15 protein-coding genes are annotated in these 15,743 nt (G+C 70.4%); 6 read left to right on the forward strand and 9 right to left on the reverse strand.

Annotated features, from left to right (window positions below; genetic code table 11):
• Positions 1-3: 3 nt before the first annotated feature.
• Positions 4-480 (reverse strand): metallopeptidase family protein, encoded by a 477-nt coding sequence (locus tag AXE84_RS13305; RefSeq protein ID WP_081093126.1) that lies wholly within the window; start codon positions 478-480, stop codon positions 4-6.
• A 60-nt stretch (positions 481-540) separates the two neighbouring features.
• Here AXE84_RS13305 and AXE84_RS07875 point away from each other — a divergent pair, with 60 nt between their 5' ends.
• On the forward strand, positions 541-975 hold the full coding sequence (locus tag AXE84_RS07875) for a DUF3499 domain-containing protein (protein WP_060957478.1): 435 nt from the start codon (positions 541-543) through the stop codon (positions 973-975).
• Positions 972-1,214, forward strand: coding sequence for a Trm112 family protein (locus tag AXE84_RS07880; protein WP_060957479.1), 243 nt, complete (start codon positions 972-974; stop codon positions 1,212-1,214). The genes AXE84_RS07875 and AXE84_RS07880 overlap by 4 nt, the downstream gene beginning before the upstream one ends.
• 58 nt (positions 1,215-1,272) lie before the next feature.
• On the opposite strand, the gene AXE84_RS07885 is transcribed toward AXE84_RS07880, so the two are convergent.
• Positions 1,273-2,157 (reverse strand): RDD family protein, encoded by an 885-nt coding sequence (locus AXE84_RS07885; protein ID WP_010614167.1) that lies wholly within the window; start codon positions 2,155-2,157, stop codon positions 1,273-1,275.
• Between the two features lie 14 nt (positions 2,158-2,171).
• On the opposite strand from AXE84_RS07885, the gene AXE84_RS07890 reads away from it, so the two are divergent.
• On the forward strand, positions 2,172-3,167 hold the full coding sequence (locus AXE84_RS07890) for a stage II sporulation protein M (protein ID WP_060957480.1): 996 nt from the start codon (positions 2,172-2,174) through the stop codon (positions 3,165-3,167).
• Between the two features lie 23 nt (positions 3,168-3,190).
• Here the strand turns inward: AXE84_RS07890 and AXE84_RS07895 are convergent, their stop codons facing one another.
• The 5 genes from AXE84_RS07895 to AXE84_RS07915 form a co-directional block, all read right to left on the reverse strand.
• Positions 3,191-4,483 (reverse strand): DUF58 domain-containing protein, encoded by a 1,293-nt coding sequence (locus AXE84_RS07895; protein WP_060957481.1) that lies wholly within the window; start codon positions 4,481-4,483, stop codon positions 3,191-3,193.
• 65 nt (positions 4,484-4,548) lie between these two features.
• On the reverse strand, positions 4,549-5,652 hold the full coding sequence (locus tag AXE84_RS07900; protein WP_060957482.1) for an AAA family ATPase: 1,104 nt from the start codon (positions 5,650-5,652) through the stop codon (positions 4,549-4,551).
• Complete coding sequence (locus AXE84_RS07905; RefSeq protein WP_060957483.1) at positions 5,649-6,860, reverse strand: DUF4350 domain-containing protein; 1,212 nt, start codon at positions 6,858-6,860, stop codon at positions 5,649-5,651. Before AXE84_RS07905 ends, AXE84_RS07900 begins: the two co-directional genes overlap by 4 nt.
• The gene (locus AXE84_RS07910; protein WP_060957484.1) at positions 6,857-7,543 is read right to left on the reverse strand and encodes a DUF4129 domain-containing protein; all 687 of its coding nucleotides are present in this window, start codon (positions 7,541-7,543) and stop codon (positions 6,857-6,859) included. Before AXE84_RS07910 ends, AXE84_RS07905 begins: the two co-directional genes overlap by 4 nt.
• A gap of 7 nt (positions 7,544-7,550) precedes the next feature.
• Complete coding sequence (locus AXE84_RS07915) at positions 7,551-8,891, reverse strand: hypothetical protein (protein ID WP_060957485.1); 1,341 nt, start codon at positions 8,889-8,891, stop codon at positions 7,551-7,553.
• Positions 8,892-9,171: 280 nt separating this feature from the next.
• Here AXE84_RS07915 and mtrA point away from each other — a divergent pair, with 280 nt between their 5' ends.
• The 3 genes from mtrA to AXE84_RS07930 are packed head-to-tail and all read left to right on the forward strand — an operon-like array spanning position 9,172 to position 13,572.
• The gene (gene mtrA / locus AXE84_RS07920) at positions 9,172-9,852 is read left to right on the forward strand and encodes an MtrAB system response regulator MtrA (RefSeq protein ID WP_003786992.1); all 681 of its coding nucleotides are present in this window, start codon (positions 9,172-9,174) and stop codon (positions 9,850-9,852) included.
• A gap of 34 nt (positions 9,853-9,886) precedes the next feature.
• Positions 9,887-11,770, forward strand: coding sequence for an MtrAB system histidine kinase MtrB (gene mtrB / locus AXE84_RS07925; protein ID WP_060957486.1), 1,884 nt, complete (start codon positions 9,887-9,889; stop codon positions 11,768-11,770).
• Between the two features lie 8 nt (positions 11,771-11,778).
• On the forward strand, positions 11,779-13,572 hold the full coding sequence (locus tag AXE84_RS07930; protein ID WP_236750024.1) for a GerMN domain-containing protein: 1,794 nt from the start codon (positions 11,779-11,781) through the stop codon (positions 13,570-13,572).
• A gap of 141 nt (positions 13,573-13,713) precedes the next feature.
• Here AXE84_RS07930 and hpf read toward each other — a convergent pair whose 3' ends face one another.
• Positions 13,714-14,364, reverse strand: coding sequence for a ribosome hibernation-promoting factor, HPF/YfiA family (hpf, locus tag AXE84_RS07935; protein ID WP_060957487.1), 651 nt, complete (start codon positions 14,362-14,364; stop codon positions 13,714-13,716).
• A gap of 216 nt (positions 14,365-14,580) precedes the next feature.
• Entirely contained in the window at positions 14,581-15,504 is a 924-nt protein-coding gene (locus AXE84_RS07940) for a ComF family protein (protein ID WP_060957488.1), read from the reverse strand.
• Between the last annotated feature and the right edge of the window lie 239 nt (positions 15,505-15,743).

Consider the following 15,743-nt stretch of genomic DNA (forward strand, 5'->3'; position numbering starts at 1 on the left):
GTCTCACAGGGCCGAGCCGGGATCGATCTCCTCGGGGCGGCGTCCCAGCATGAGGGCCACCTGCTCGACGACGACACGGTGCACCAGGTCGGCCAGCTCGGCGTCGTTCGTGGCCCGGGAGGCCACCGGCCGGCGGTAGATGACGACGCGTGCCGGCAGTCCAGCACGGGGCTCAGCGGTGAAGCCCCGTCCCAGCACCACCGAGCGCTCCCAGGGCGCCGGATCCGAGGGCGGGACCTCCTCGACGGCGAACTGGATCTGATCCACCGACGGCCAACGTCTGGCCAGGTCCTGGGCCGCGTCCACGACGAGCTCGTCGAAACGCTCGGCGCGGGTGCGCCAGGCCGGCAGGTTCGGTGGCAGAAGCGGGCCGCGCAGCCCCCGGCCGTGCCGGTCGCGACGACTGCTCGGGCGTCGCCCCGGGGCCGCGGTGGAACGCGGAGGAATCTGCCCGGGCGAGAAGGGGAACAGGTCGGTCACATCGGCCAGCCTAGGCGGCGTCTGGATGACCGGCGGGCAACGGCACGGTAACCTGCGAGCGTGAGAAGAGTCCGACACTGCCGCAAGCCCGGCTGCGAGCGCCCAGCCGTGGCCACCCTGACTTCCGTCTACGCGGACTCCACGATCGTGCTGGGGCCACTGGCCACCGAGGCCCAGCCCGAGGCCTATGACCTGTGCGATAAGCACGTCTCCTCCTTCACGGCCCCTCGCGGCTGGCAGATCATCCGCCTGGCCACCGAGTTCGAGCCGGCGCCCCCCAGCGAGGACGACCTCCTGGCCCTGGCCGACGCCGTTCGTGAGGCCTCCCGCGCTCCGCGCCCGGTTGCCGCGCCGGCTGAGCATCGGCCCCGTCCCGGCGGGATCATGCCGGCCTCCCTGACTGCCCCGCTGCCGCCCCCGCCGGAGATCGCCGAGGACGAGATCCTGCGGCGCGGGCACCTGCGGGTCCTGCGCGGACAGAAGGGGGACGCATGAACCGGCCAGACACCGCACCCGCGCCTGAGCAGCGGGCTGTCCTTCCCTCCGAGCTGAGGTCCGCCCTGCGCTGTCCGCTGAGCGGCGACGAGCTCGTTGACGGCCTTGACGAGGCCGGTCGCCCCGCACTCGTCTCCCGGAGCGCGGGCCTGGCCTACCCGGTGCGCGACGGCGTGCCGATCCTCCTGGTCCACGAGGCATCACGCGTGCCCGCTCCCGGTTCCGACCCTCAGGGCTGAGGCGCCGCGCCCCCACTGCGACCCGGATGGCCCGTCGTGGGGCCGAGCCCGGGGTGGTTCAACGCCGTCGGGTCTCACCACCGCCCACCCCATAGGGCGGGCGGGCCATGTCTCGCAGCACGTCCTCCTCCAGCCGGCGGTTACGGCTCTCCAGCACCAGCTCCCGGTTGCGCCGCTCGGTGAGGACCGCGGCGAGGAACCGCTCGGGGTGCGTGCCGGCGGGAGGCGGGGGAGAGACGTATCCCTGGACCTGAGAGGCCAGGTCGAGCCCCAGCTGGTGGCGGGAGGAGGGCATGAGGGAGGAGGCGCGCTGCAGGAAGGTGCGCGCCGTCAGGCTCAGGCCCCCGGGCAGGGAGCGCAGGTCCGTGCCCGCCGCCCATTGGACCAGCTCGGGGGGCATCAGCAGCGGTGGCGCCGCGTGGGAGCGGTGATGCTCTCGAACCACGTAGGTGCCGGCCAGCATGTCCCCGAACCTCTTCCCCCGCTTGGAGACGATGCTGGCGCACAGGGCCGGCACGGCCCAGGTGCCCCAGATCTCGACGACGGCCAGCAGAGTGCGCACCAGGCAGTGGCGCAGCCTGACGGTGCCGCCGTCGTCGCGCACCACCCGGGCCCCCGTCACCATGCGGCCTAGGCTCCGGCCCCTGCTGAAGAGCTCGACGAGCAGGGGGATGACGACCAGCCAGGCCAGGGCCACCAGGGACAGCAGCGCCTTGAGGAGGGCGAGGTCCTCCTTGAGGGCTGAGCCGTCGCCGATGACCAGTCCCATCACCGCGAACACGGACAGTGCTGCCCCTAGGGCGTAGACGGTGTAGTCGATGAGCCCCGAAGCGATGCGGTTGGCGACCGTTGCCGGGGTGATCTCCAGGGCGACCGCCTCGCCGGTGATGAGCAGCTCGGGCTCGATCATTCGCTCGGAGGATGTGGGGGATGCGGCCGTCATGACAGACTCCTCGCGTGGATCTTGATGCCTTTTCCGCGGCGCACCGCGATCAGTGGGAACGTCTCGATGTCCTCGTGGGTCGTGGCCACCTCAGCGGGGCCGAGACTGATGAGCTCGTGGTTCTCTACCGCACCTGTGCCCGCCATCTGTCGCGGGTGCGTTCGGCCGCGCCGGATCCGCAGCTCATCGCCGAGCTGTCCTCCCGAGTGGCCGCGGCTCGCGGTCGCCTGACCGGAACGCGGGAGGTGAGGAGCCACTCGGTGCGCCGTTTCGTTCTCCAGTCCGTGCCTGCGGCCCTGTACCGCATCCGGTGGTGGACCTGCGGGGTCATGGTTGTCGAGATCGCCCTGGCGCTGGTGGTGGGGATGTGGACCCTGCGCAGTCCTGAGGCCATGTCCGCTCTGGGCAGCCCTGAGAAGCTGGACGCCTACGCCCACGAGGCTTTCGAGTCCTACTACTCCACGTACTCCGCCCCCGACTTCGCCGCTGCGGTGTGGACGAATAACGCCCGTATCGCAGCGATCTGCGTGGCCGGAGGGATCACGGGTTTCCTGCCGCTCTACATGCTGTACCAGAACGCCGTCGTCGTGGGACGGGCCGGGGCCATCATGACCGACCACGACATGCTCAGTGTGTTCCTCTCGCTCATCTCGCCTCACGGCCTGCTGGAGCTGACCTGCATCTTCATCGCCGGTGCGGCCGGGCTCAAGCTCTTCTGGACGATGCTGGTCCCCGGCCGGCGCAGCCGCGCCGCCGCCCTGGCCGCCGAGGGACGCGCGCTCATCACGGTGGCTGTGGGTCTGACCGCCGCCCTGGCGGTGGCCGGACTCATTGAGGCCTTCGTGACTCCGGCCCCCATTGCCTGGCCGGTCAAGATCACCATTGGAGCCGGCGCGCTGGCACTGCTGTGGGCCTACACCCTGATCCTGGGACGCTCCGCCGTCGCCGTAGGAGCCACGGGTGACCTCGAGGAGGACGAGGCCGGGTACGTCCAGCCCGAGGTCGGCTGAGCCGGCCGTCGTCGCGGTGCGCCTCATAGTCGCCCCGCAGCCTTGAGGTCCAGGTAGCAGTCGGCCAGTGCCGGGGCGAGTCCCTGGTCGGGCGCCTCCACGACCTCCACCCCGCCGCGGCTCAGGCGGCGGCGCACGGCGTGCATCTCCACCAGGTCCTTCTCCGCGGATGCGGCCACGTACACCGAGTCGGTGTCGTCATGCGTCGATCTGAGCTCCTCCAGCTCGGGGTCCAGGGCCGAGGCGAGAACGACCGTGTGCTCCCGGGCCAGAGCCGCCAGCGTCCGAATCATCGTCGCGTCCCCGGCGCTTCCGTCCAGGGCGGAGATGACCACCACCAGTGCGCGCTGCGAGAGCGTGGTGCGCACCAGGGAGGCCACGAGGGTCCAGTCGAGCTCGGTCAGACGCGGCTCCACATCGGTCAGGTGCTCGGCCAGCTCGGTCATGAGCACCGGTCCGGCGCTGCCCCGCACCTGCGCGCGCACGGCGTCGTCCATGGCCAGGACGTCGACCCGGTCGCCGGCGCGGGAGGCCAGGGCCGCCAGCAGCAGGGTGGCCTCGATCTGGGCGTCGAGCCTGGGGGCGTCTCCCAGCCGGGCGGCGGACAGGCGGCCGGAGTCGATGATGATGAGAACCCTGCGATCGCGCTCCGGGCGCCAGGTGCGTACCAGCACCTCGCCCCGGCGAGCGGTGGAGCGCCAGTCGATGGAGCGCACGTCGTCTCCGACGACGTACTCGCGCAGGGAGTCGAACTCGGTCCCCTCCCCGCGCACCATGACGGCGCTGCGCCCGTCCATCTCCCGCAGCCGGGCCAGGCGCGAGTGCAGGTGGCGACGTGAGCGGAAGGCCGGCAGGACCCGGACGGAGGCGGGAACGTCCAATGTCGCCTGCCGCCCCGCAATGCCCAGGGGACCGATGACCCTGACGGTCAACGGTCCCGCCCGGCGCTCCCCCCGGCGCCGGGGCGTGAGCACTGTGGAATGACGACGGCGCTGGGCCGGTGGGAGGGTCATCGCCCCGCGCTCGTGGGTCGCTCCGGCGCTGGGGGGCCAGGCATCGCGCAGCAGGAGGCGGGCCGTGCGCCGACCGGTGTTGGTGAGTGTCAGCGTCGCGGTGATCGACTCACCCAGCCGCACTCCGTGGCTCACGGAGCGCGAGGCCCGCAGCACCGCCGGCGAGGGGGCGCTCACCACGTCGATCACGACGAGGACCGTGACCACGCCGGCCCAGGCCAGCACGGTGGTCGGGCGCGGGACGATGAGGACCAGGGCGATCCCCGCAAGCATCGCCCACACGGCGCGCATCGTCAGGAACATGCCACTCCTGTCGTGAGTCGGTCAGGTGATCAGTTCTGTGCTCGTGGCCCCCGGCGGCCGATGCCTCAGCGCGGGACCGGAACGGTTCTCAGCACGGCCTCGATGACGGACTGAGGGGTGATGCCCTCCATCTCGGCCTCGGCGTGCAGCTTGATGCGATGGCGCAGAGCCGGCAGAGCCAGTGCCTTGATGTCATCGGGAGTGACGAAGGACCGGCCGGCCAGCCAGGCCCAGGCCCGTGACGCGGCCAGGAGCGCCGTGGCCCCGCGCGGTGAGACCCCCAGGGCCACCGAGGGCATGGAGCGGGTGGCGCGCACGAGATCCACCGCGTAGGCCAGCACCTCCGGCGTGACTCCGACGGTGCTCACCTGGGCCCGGGCCTGAGCCAGCTCGTGGACCCCGGCGACAGCCTGTAGCCCCGCCGAGAGCAGGTCGCGCGGATCAAATCCCGAGGTGTGGCGGGAGAGCACCTCGATCTCCTGAGCCCGCTCGGGCAGGGGAAGCACCAGCTTGAGCAGGAAACGGTCCAGCTGCGCCTCGGGCAGCGGGTAGGTCCCCTCGTATTCCACCGGGTTCTGGGTGGCGATCACCATGAACGGATCCGGCAGGGCCCGGGGCTCGCCATCGATGGAGACCTGACGCTCCTCCATGGCCTCCAGCAGCGCCGACTGCGTCTTGGGCGGGGTGCGGTTGATCTCGTCAGCCAGCAGGAGGTTGGTGAACACAGGACCGGCCCGGAAGGAGAACTGGGCGCTGCGGGAGTCGTAGATGAGTGAGCCGGTGACGTCCCCGGGCATCAGGTCGGGGGTGAACTGGATGCGCTTGGTCTCCATGTCCATCGCCGTGGCCAGCGACCGCACCAGGAGAGTCTTGGCCACGCCGGGGACGCCTTCAAGCAGGACGTGCCCGCCGGCGAGCAGGGCGATGACCAGCCCGGTCACCGCGGCCTCCTGACCGACGACGGCCTTGCCCACCTCACTGCGCACGGCCACCAGGCGCCTGCGCGGGTCGGAGCCGGCCTCCCCGTGGGAGGAGGACGAGGAGACCTGGGTGGCGCCGTGGGTCCCCGAGGCGTCCGGGCCCTCAGGGGCCTGGGGATGGGGGGCACTGGTATCCGCCTCGCCTGCGATGCCCGGGGCGCGGGTGGGGTCGGTGCTGTCCGTGCTCATGTGGAGTGAACCTCGCTCTCGAGTTGGTCGAGCTGAACTGCCAGGGTGGCCAGGGCACTGTCGCTGGATGGGGGCGGACCGTAGAGAAGAGAGTCCACCGTGCCCGGGGCAACGCCGGAGGCCAGGGAGACGGCGGCGATGACGTCACGGCGCGAGGTCCCGGGGGGCAGGCCCAGCGTGGCGCCCAGGCGCAGCGCGGCACCCGAGCGCAGGGCTTGAGCCGCCCGGGGCCGGTCCGAGCCCTGACGGTAGAGACGCCCGCGGGCCACCGTGGTCTCGGTGGAGCGCACGATGACGGGCAGGTCCTCGCTCACGATGCCGCCGAAGCGACGACCCTGAACGATCGCCAGCACGCCGGCGGTGACAAGGAGCTGGAAGATGAGGACCGGAAGCCAGGGGGGAGTGGAGGGGGAGTTCCACACGGAGGGGGACTCCAGGTGCTCCGCGTCCAACCACAGCACGCGGCTGTGGTGGCCCAGCGCGCGTACTCCCAAGGCCGCGTGCCCCTCCTGGGCCAGGTGCGCGTTGGTCACTGGTGCGGGATCAGGCAGGACTCGCAACGTGGCACCGCTGGGCAGGGAGTCGGTGGCATAGGCGTAACGGTCCTCGCCCACCGGGAAGCAGCCGACGGCGTCGCCATCACCCTGCAGGGATACGGAGGCGCGCGTGCCGGCAAGGCCCCGGGCGGCCTGGGCGTCGGCGTCGTCGCACTGCGGCGCCAGGGTGGAGGAATCCGCCGCCGCGGTGCCCTTGGCGGTCATGCCCGTCAGCCCTTTCAGAGCGTCGCTGCCGCCCTTGGCGCCGATGACAACGACGTCGCCGCCCGCCTCGGCCAGGGCCCGCCTGTCCTGGTCGCTGAGCCGGTCGGCGTTGACCACGGCGATGGTCGCGCCCTGGCGGCTGGCGTCCACGGCCTCGGAGAGGCTGCCCGCCTTGCTCACGGAGATCCCCTCGTGGCGCAGCAGCTCGGCGAGCGCCATGGTTCCCCGGTCCTTGGGGTTGTCGATGGCCAGGGGCGTGGTGGAGGTGACGGTCCGAGTCCACACAGTCACCAGGACGGGGATGAGCATGAGGGCCACCGCGATGACACCCGGGCGCCACCGGCGCCAGCGCCGGGACCAGTGTGGTGCCGTCCCCCGGGCCTGGGAGGCCTCGGCCGGGGAGGGCGGGGGAGCGGAGGGCTGCGACGTCGTCGTGGAGCTGCTCATGCCGGTGTCCCCGGGGCCTGGGCCGAGGCGCCGACGAGGGCGCGTCCGGAGGTGAGGGAGACCCTGGCCATCTGATCGGCGAGCTCGCGCATCTGCTGGTCCTGGGTGCTGGTGGAGACGACCCGACCGTAGAGGACGGCATCGAACAGGTGGGCGGCCTCGTACAGCGGGGACACCACCCGGTGCTCACCGAGGGCCCGGTGGGTGAGCGTGGCCGCCTCCAGCGCCGTCATGCCCGGGTACTCGTCGATGATCCCGCGTTCGTCGAGGGAACGGATGATGGCGCGGAAGCGTTCGACGACGGCGGTGGCGAAATCGGCCTGTACGGCCGCAGCGTCCGCGGCTCGGGTCAGGGTGTCGGCATCGCGGTCGTCGGTGAGCACCGACAACGACGGCGGCGTCACCACTCGGCGTGCCGAGGAGAGCCTGGTCAGCAGGAGGATCAGCAGCGCGATGCCGGCGGCGACGACGAGGACCACGATGAGCGTCGACACCCAGGGAGGAGCCCCGGGGACCATGCCGTCGGTATCGAAGAGCCCCCTGATCCAGCTCCAGAGCCGGTCCCACAGATCGTGATGATCGTGGTAGATCGGTCGGGAGAGCTCCCTGCCCGCGGCGCGCCGCGCCTCGTCGGCGTCGGGGGTCGCCGGGGTCTGCGCGCTGATCGTCCTGAGAGGTATCACGACCGGCTCATACCCCGGCGGCGTGACGCAGCTCGACGTCCAGGCCCTCGGAGCGCATCCGCAGGTCGGTGTACATGAGCGCGACCACGGCGGAGTCGAAGGGCTGGATCGCGGCCTGGATGAAGCTGTTGAGCAGCGTCGATGCCACCAAGATCGCGATGGTCATGTTCGGGGCGGCGTAGACGAGCCCCTGCATGACGAGGGACACGCCCTGAGACACGATCTGGACGGCGAAGAAGACGATGATGAAGGAGAGCAGGCGGATGCCGACGATCCGCCAGAAGTAGCCCCGTGTGAGGGTCCAGGAGCGGGATATCCCCTCAAGGACGCCGATGTTCTCCAGGACCAGTGCCGCCGGTGCCAGGGACAGCTTGCATATCAGGGCGAAGGTCAACAGCCCGAGCACGGCGATCACCGCCAGAATCGCCAGGATGGCGAGGATGATGGTCCCGGCGGAGTCCTCATCGGCCCCGTAGGCGATGATGTTCCCCAGGAGAGCCCAGCCGATGCCGAAGGCGATCGCTGTGACGACGGCGGTGATGACGGCGAGGATGAGCTCGATGAGGAGCGTCTGGCCGATGAGCGCCCACATTCTCGGCCGGGTGCGCCGCCACACGTCGCTCAAGGACGCCTTACGGCCAAGAATGGTGCGTGAGACGGTCACGATGATCAGGCCGATGATGATCGAGGTGGCCAGCATGCTCAGCACGCCGGTCACGCCGAGCTGGATGAGCAGACCCACCAACGATGACCCGATGCTGTCCAGGTCGGTCTCTGAGAACTCAACCTTTCCGGATGTCAGGTCCGTCAGGCCGAGCCGGGACATGAACAGGGCGACGCTCCCGGCGGACAAGAGTCCTGTAATGCCCATCACTACCAGTGAGGGTATGAACATCGCCTTGGGGTTGGCGCGCAGGGACTCGAAGGCTCCCCCGAGGATCTCCCCGATGGACAGTGGCCGTAGCGGAATGATCGAGGGCTTGGGGGCCAGGACTGACGTGTAGCCGCCGTAGCCCGGGTATCCAGGGGCACCAGGGGCTCCTGGGTACCCGGGGTCTCCCGAGGTGCTGGGGTAGGGAGTGTTGCCGGGGCCCGAGGAGCCTGGGTAGCCCGGCTGGCCCACCGGTGGCGTGTGGTAGCCGCCGTAGCCGGGGTACTGGGAGCTTGGTGCTGAGCCCGGTGCTGAGCCCGGTGCCGGGTAGGAGGGAGCCTCGGTGAAGGCTCCGGCGTCGGGGGCCTGCCACCCATCCTGAGCGCCTCCGGTGCCGGGGCTGCCGGAGGTGGCGGGGGCCTCGCGGCCCGGAACGTCGCTCGGACCGCTGCCGTCAGGGGGGAACTCGGTACTCATAAGCCCATGCTGTCATGTTCGGCCGTCGTCGTGCCCTCCCCCTGGAGGAGGAGATATGCCGCTGGGGCTGTGTGGGGGGGCGGCAGGAGTGCCCGGGGTGGTTCTGGGGGTGGGCTGTGAAGATCACGGTTCGGCCGCAATATTCCCGGCTTCCGGGCGTGCTGACGCCGGTTTTTCCCGTAACTGAGGGGATTCTCTTAATTTCCTGGGGAAACTGTGGGCGCCGCCTCGGTGGCCTGGATGTCCCTCGGGTCCTGGGGCTCATGCCAAGATACGGGCTATGAGCACGCGCATTCTGGTCGTCGACGACGATGCATCCCTGGCCGAGATGATCGGTATCATGCTGGAGTCGGAGAGCTACACGCCCACACTTTGTCATGACGGGGCCAAGGCCCTGGACGCCTTCCATGAGGTCAACCCCGATCTGGTCCTGCTCGACCTCATGCTTCCGGGGCTCGACGGCGTCGAGATCTGCCGGCTCATCCGCTCCGAGTCCGACGTGCCGATCATCATGCTGACCGCGCGGACTGACACGCAGGACGTCGTCGCCGGCCTTGAGGCCGGTGCGGATGACTACGTGACCAAGCCCTTCAAGTCCAAGGAGCTGCTGGCCCGCGTCTCCACCCGTCTGCGCCGCACCAACCCCGGTGCGGCCGAGCACGTGCGTGCCGGGGACCTCGACATCGACGTCGCCGGTCACCAGGTCAAGCGCGGAGAGTCGGTCATCTCCCTGACGCCGCTGGAGTTCGAGCTGCTGGTGACCCTGGCCCGCTCGCCGTGGAAGGTCTTCACCCGTGAGGAGCTCCTCAGTCAGGTGTGGGGCTACCAGCACCCGGCTGACACCCGTCTGGTCAATGTTCACGTTCAGCGCCTGCGGGCCAAGATCGAGAAGGACCCCGAGCGTCCCTCGATCGTGGTGACGGTGCGCGGTGTCGGCTACAGGGTCGGCGAATCCGCGTGAGCGACCGCGCATCGGGCGCCATACAATGAACCCGATGCGTAATTCAGGGGGCACGTCGATGGGTTCATCGGTGGGCACCGCGGAGGAGGGCCTGGTCCGGCGTCTTCCTCTGCCGGGGCTGCTGCGCCGCAGCCTGGAGGTGCGCATGGTGTGCACCGCCACCGTCATTGGTCTGCTTCTCATCGTGCTGCTGCTGACCTTCGTGACCGACCGGATCCGTTCCGAGGTGTTCGCCGATCAGCGCGACGTCATCCTCGCCGACGCCGCGCTGCGTGCCAGCGTCGCCCAGGCCGAGTTCGACTCCACCACGGCAGTCACCGTTGACGAGGTCTCGGCCGCCGCGGAGCGACAGGTCAACGGGGCCAAGAACTCGATCTCCTCCTCCGGCGGGGTGGGGGTTCTCATGCTGCGCAACCAGGAGGAGACCTCGACGACGGTCGTTAACGACCTGGAGACCGACACCCGCCTGCGCTCCCTCATCACCAGTGAGATGTCCCGGGCCCTCGACGAGGGCGGGGCTCGCACCCAGTACTGGCAGTCGGTGGCGGTACCCAATGATGAGGGCGGCACGGATCCGGGGCTCATCGTGGGGACCCGGGTGAGTCTGCCCCTGGCCGGGGAGTACGACCTCTACCTCGTCTACAGCCTGGCCAGTGAGCAGCGCATCGTCTCTCTGGCGTCGCGCAACATCACCATCGGGGGACTGGGCTTCCTGGCCATCCTCATCGTCGTGGTGTGGGCCTTCACCAGATGGGTGCTCAGTCCCGTGCGGCACACCGCCCGGGCCGCTGAGCGGCTGGCCTCCGGGCTGCTGGCCGAGCGGTTGAGCATCCAGGGGGAGGATGAGATATCCACCCTGGCCAGGTCCTTCAACCACATGGCGACCTCGCTGGAGGACCAGATCGAGCGCCTGGAGTCCCTGTCCAAGGTGCAGCGTCTCTTCGTCTCTGACGTCTCCCACGAGCTGCGCACCCCGCTGGCCTCGATCCGCCTGGCCACCGAGCAGATCCAGGACGCGCGCGAGGAGATCTCCGATCCCTTCGCCCTGCGCAGCATCCAGGTCCTGTCCAACTCGGTGGACCGCTTCGAGACCATGCTTACCGACCTGCTGGACATCTCCCGCATCGACTCCGGGAACGTCAAGCTCCGGCTGGAGGAGAGCGACCTCGCCCAGGTGGTCGACACCGTCATCGAGACCACTCAGTTCCACTTCGATGCCACCGGCACCGAGCTGCGCCTCCACCTCCCCGAGGAACCGGCCACCGCGGAGATCGATGTCACCAGGGTCGAGCGCATCATCCGCAACCTCGTGGTCAACGCGCTCGAGCACGGTGAGGGCAAGCCGATGGACGTCACCGTTGCCGTGGACGCCGACGCGGTGGCGGTGCGGGTGCGCGACCACGGCATCGGCATGAGCCCCGACGTCGTCGCCAAGGTCTTCGACCGCTTCTACCGAGCCGACCCCTCGCGCAAGCGCAGCCTGGGGGGGACCGGTCTGGGACTGTCCATCGCCATGGAGGACGCCCGTCTGCACGGCGGTCGCCTGTCTGCCTGGGGGTGGCCGGCTGACGGCTCCTCCTTCCTGCTGGTCCTTCCCCGCACCCAGGGGCCCGACGGCGGTCCTGGCCGCCTCAGTGGCCCCGGGCCGCTCGAGCTCGTCCCGCAGGACGCGCCCGCGGTGGCCCGCGCCGGCATCCCCATCGACGAGGAGTCCCCCTTCTCCCCGGTCGGCCCCTTGGGGCCCGCGCCCGCCACCCGCCGGGCGCGCCAGAGCGTCGTCCTGGGTGACATCCCCCTGGCCGGGGAGAGCCATGACGCGGTCACCGAGGACGTCGGTCGGGTCGTCGTCGTCCTTCCCGGCCAGGAGCCCGCCACCCGTACACCCGAGGAGACTGAGGAAGAGGGGTGGCGCCGATGACGCAGCCGATGAACCGTGACGCGTTCACCCAGGGGTGCGGGCCCGCCGAGACCGCCGAGACCGCCGAGACCGCCGAGCCCACCGACTCCATCGGGGCCCTGAGGGTGGCCCCGTCCCGTCTGTCGCGACGTGGCGCGCTGGGACTGCTCTCGGCCACGGCCGCCGGAGTGCTGGCCGGCTGCACGGCGCTCCCGAGCTCCAGCGGCGTCACCCGCTCCGGGGTGGCCGCCTCTGACACCAATGCCCTCATCGAGACCGCGCCCGGACCGGGTGAGGGGGACTCGGCCGAGGACATTGTCAATGGCTTCCTGCGTGCCGCCATCGCGGGGTTCTCCGACGACTTCGCCACCGCCAAGCAGTTCCTCAGCGATCACGCCGTCGCGCAGTGGAAGCCCCTGGAGACGGTGAGCGCCTACAGCGGGTCGACTGAGCCGCAGGTCTCGGTGGCGGCCAACGGCTCCTTCACGGTGACCTCCGGGCAGGTGGGGGTGCTCAACTCCCTGGGTGTCTTCACCCCCGCCCCGGAGGGGAGCACCTATGCCGGCGAGTTCTCCCTGGCCACCAACTCCACCGGGCAGTGGCGCATCGTCGGACTGCCCCAGGGCATCCTGCTGCCCTTCTCCCGACTCATGCAGAACTTCGCCGTCAGCTCCCTGGCCTTCCTATCCAGGGACCGGTCCAGGTTCGTTCCCGAGCTGAGGTGGTACCCGCGCGCCTCGCAGGCCGACTCCCTGGTCTCCGGGCTGCTGGCCGGGCCCTCGGAATGGCTGGCGAAGGGGGCCTCCAGCCTCATCCCGCGCAACGCCGAGCGGGCGGGGCGGGGGGTCGTCGTCGAGGGCGGCACCGCCACCGTCCACCTGAGCGCGGACTCCGACCCCGCCTCGGAGGACGCCCGTGGGCTCATGGTGGCCCAGATCGAGCAGAGCCTCGTCCAGATCAGCGGTATCGACCACGTGCGAGTGCTCGCCGGCACCGTCGATCTCGGCGCCCCCGCCCAGCTGACGCCCATGGCCCCCGAGGTCGGAGGCATTGTGGGCATGTCGGAGGGCTCCGTCGTGCGCGGCACAGGGGCCAGACGCATCACCCTGGCCAGTGACCGAGTCCTGGGGACCAGTGATGCCCGCAGCCCGAGCCTGGGGGCCGACGGGGCCGTCTACGCGTTGTCGGCCTCCAGCCTGCTGCGCCTACCCCGAGGGCAGGAGTCCGCCAGCGTCATCCTCTCGGTGGGGGATCCCTCCGCGGGCGCCGGCGGACTGGGGGCGCCGATGGGTGACCGGCACGGCTGGGCCTGGTTGCTGGCCGAGGGACGGCTGACCGCCGTCAACGGCTCGGGGCAGCGGGCCACTCTGGAGTCCTCCTGGCTGCAGGACGGCGCGGTCACGGCCTTCGACCTGTCCGTGGAGTCCGAGCGGATCGCCGTGCGGCGAACCGACGGACGGGTCGCCGTCGCCGTCATCATCAGAGACCAGGACGGCCGTCCTACCGGGCTGGGGCCGGCGCTGGAGATGCCCCGCGCCAGTGGGGCGGGCACGAGCGGACTGTCCTGGTGCGCCCCCAACGCCGTGTGCGTCCTGGCCACTGCCGGCACCGAGGGCGGGGGCGTGCCGGAGGTGCGTCTGGTCCAGGTCGGCGGGGCGGTCAACACGCTGGTCGGGGTGCGCGGGGCCCGCTCGGTCATCTCCGACCGCTCCGAGGAGTCCCTCCTCATCATCGACGAGGGCGGGCAGACCTGGCAGCGTCGTGGGGCGATGTGGCGGGTGCTCACCTCCGAGGTCTCCGACCCCTCCTTCCCCCTGCCCTGACCCGCTCGCGCCACCACCTGCCGCGCGCCTCGTGCCCCGCGACGCCTTCCACACGCAGTTCCGGGTGCTCCCGGTCGGTCATGACCATGGAGCACCCGGATATCAGGGGTGGATCACCCTGTGCCGCGGGGTCGGACGGGGCTACAGCACCTGGGCGTCCAGGCGGATGACGCCGTAGGTCCACCCGTGACGGTGATAGACGGCGCAGGGCTGCTTGGAGGACTTCTCGATGAACAGGTAGAAGGGGTGTCCCACGAGCTCCATCTGGTAGAGGGCCTCGTCAACGGTCATCGGCCTGGCCTCGTGCAGCTTCTGACGCACGATCACCGGGGAGTCGCCGAGCTGCGCCTCAACGGCGACACCCGGCTCAGTGGGCGCAGAGGGGGAGTCCTCGATCGGTGCGTCACCGGTGTCGGGGACGAGGGCCTCCTCCACTCCGGGAGCTGCCTGGAGATCCTCATTCGGTGCGGCCACGGTGTGGCGGCGGTGGTGGTCCTTCTTGCGGTCCCTGGCCCGGCGAAGGCGCTCGGTCAGCTTGCCCATGGCGATATCAAAAGCGGCGAAGCGGTCCGATGAGGAGGCCTCCGCCCGGATGATCGGGCCCTTGGAGACGACAGTTATCTCCACTCTCTCAGCGGTGTCGGCCTGGCGCGGGTTGCGCTCGTGGGTGACCTCCACCTCGACGCGCTGGACCCGGGGGTCGAACTGCTCAACCTTGACGGCCTTGTCCTCGACGTAGTCGCGCAGGCGAGAGCTGATCTCGGCGTTACGACCGACGACGGTGATATCCATGGTGGAACCTCTTTCTGGGCTCGTGGGCCGGCCCTGACGGGCCGTGTGCGACAAGTACCCGCCACATCTCACAGCGGGTTCGGGACTGGTGTCATCACCTCCTGATCACCTCGTGAGGGCCCTCAGGCACCGAGGCAGGAATCCGGTCGACTGTCCTTGTCGGCCCCGGGAACCGCCTGTGCGTTGTGCCACATAAGGTACACCATGTGGGACCGTTCACGCCTCCCTTTCGTGCGCGCCGCGCCCGGAAGAACCCTCCTGATCGCCGCAGGCGGACAAATCCAGATCTTCCGGATCCATGGTCAACGCAGATGCAGTGTCGTCTCGTGGTTGGCGGGAGGGGCCGGTCGGTACCGAGATACGCGCATGTGCCGGGGGTGGGGCGGCACTGAGCGTCAGCGCACCCAGAACCCGTCCGCCGCCCGCCCGTAGCGCCCGGGCGCAGGCGCCCAGAGTGGCCCCGGTGGTCACGACGTCGTCGACCAGCAGGATCGGTAGGCCGGTGACGGCGGCCAGCAGGCGCGGAGCCTCGGCGCGGTTACCCCGCCGCTGGCGGGCGGATCGGCCCGCCTGGTGCGTCCCGCCGCCCCGACGGCGCAGCAGGTCCGTGCTCAGCACGAGCGCCGCGGGGCACTGCTCGGCCCACTGCGCGCAGATCCCGCGGGTGAGAGCATCGGCCAGGCGGGCCGCCACCAGGCGGCCGCGTAGACGGCGCACGATCCCGGAGGGCGCCGGGACCACGAGCAGCGCCCGCGCGTCCTGGGGCGAGTCGGCCCAGACCTCCTCCGACGGGTGTCTCAGCGCCCACCAGCGCCCCAGGCGCCGACCGGAGTGGGCCATCGCCTCCGACAGGTCCTCCCGAGCGCCGTTCTTCCACCCCAGCACCATGGTGCGCACCGGCCCGGTGTAGGAGGCCAGGGCCCAGATGTCCAGGTCTCCGGCGGCGTCAGCGTGCTCCACGGCGAAGGGATCGGCCTCGAGCAGCTCCCGGCACTGCGGGCACAGCGCCGTCTCCCAGCGTCCGCAGCCCGCACAGCTGTTCGGCAGCCCCAGGGACAGGGCCGGGGAGAAATGCTCCGTCAGGCCCAGCGGCAGGCCAAGTGTGGTGGGACGTCGGGGCTGGCGGCAGTGGTGCTTCATGTCCTCACTGTGACGCAGGCGGAACCTTCCCGCTCCTGGCGGCAATCGTTGTCCACACGCCGAGGGGGCGGCCGTCGTCGTTGTCCCCTGTGGCCTCGTGCCCCACCTGTGTCCTCGGTGGGAAGAATCTCGGTGCTGGAAAGACCTGCGCCCAGCGAGGTCCACTAGAGTACGGAGGCAGGTAGCCGGTGAGACCTGAGCCGATACCGAGCCGATCCTGGGCCGAATCCGAGTCGATG

This window comes from Actinomyces oris (assembly GCF_001553935.1).
In the GTDB taxonomy this organism is placed as follows: domain Bacteria; phylum Actinomycetota; class Actinomycetes; order Actinomycetales; family Actinomycetaceae; genus Actinomyces; species Actinomyces oris_A.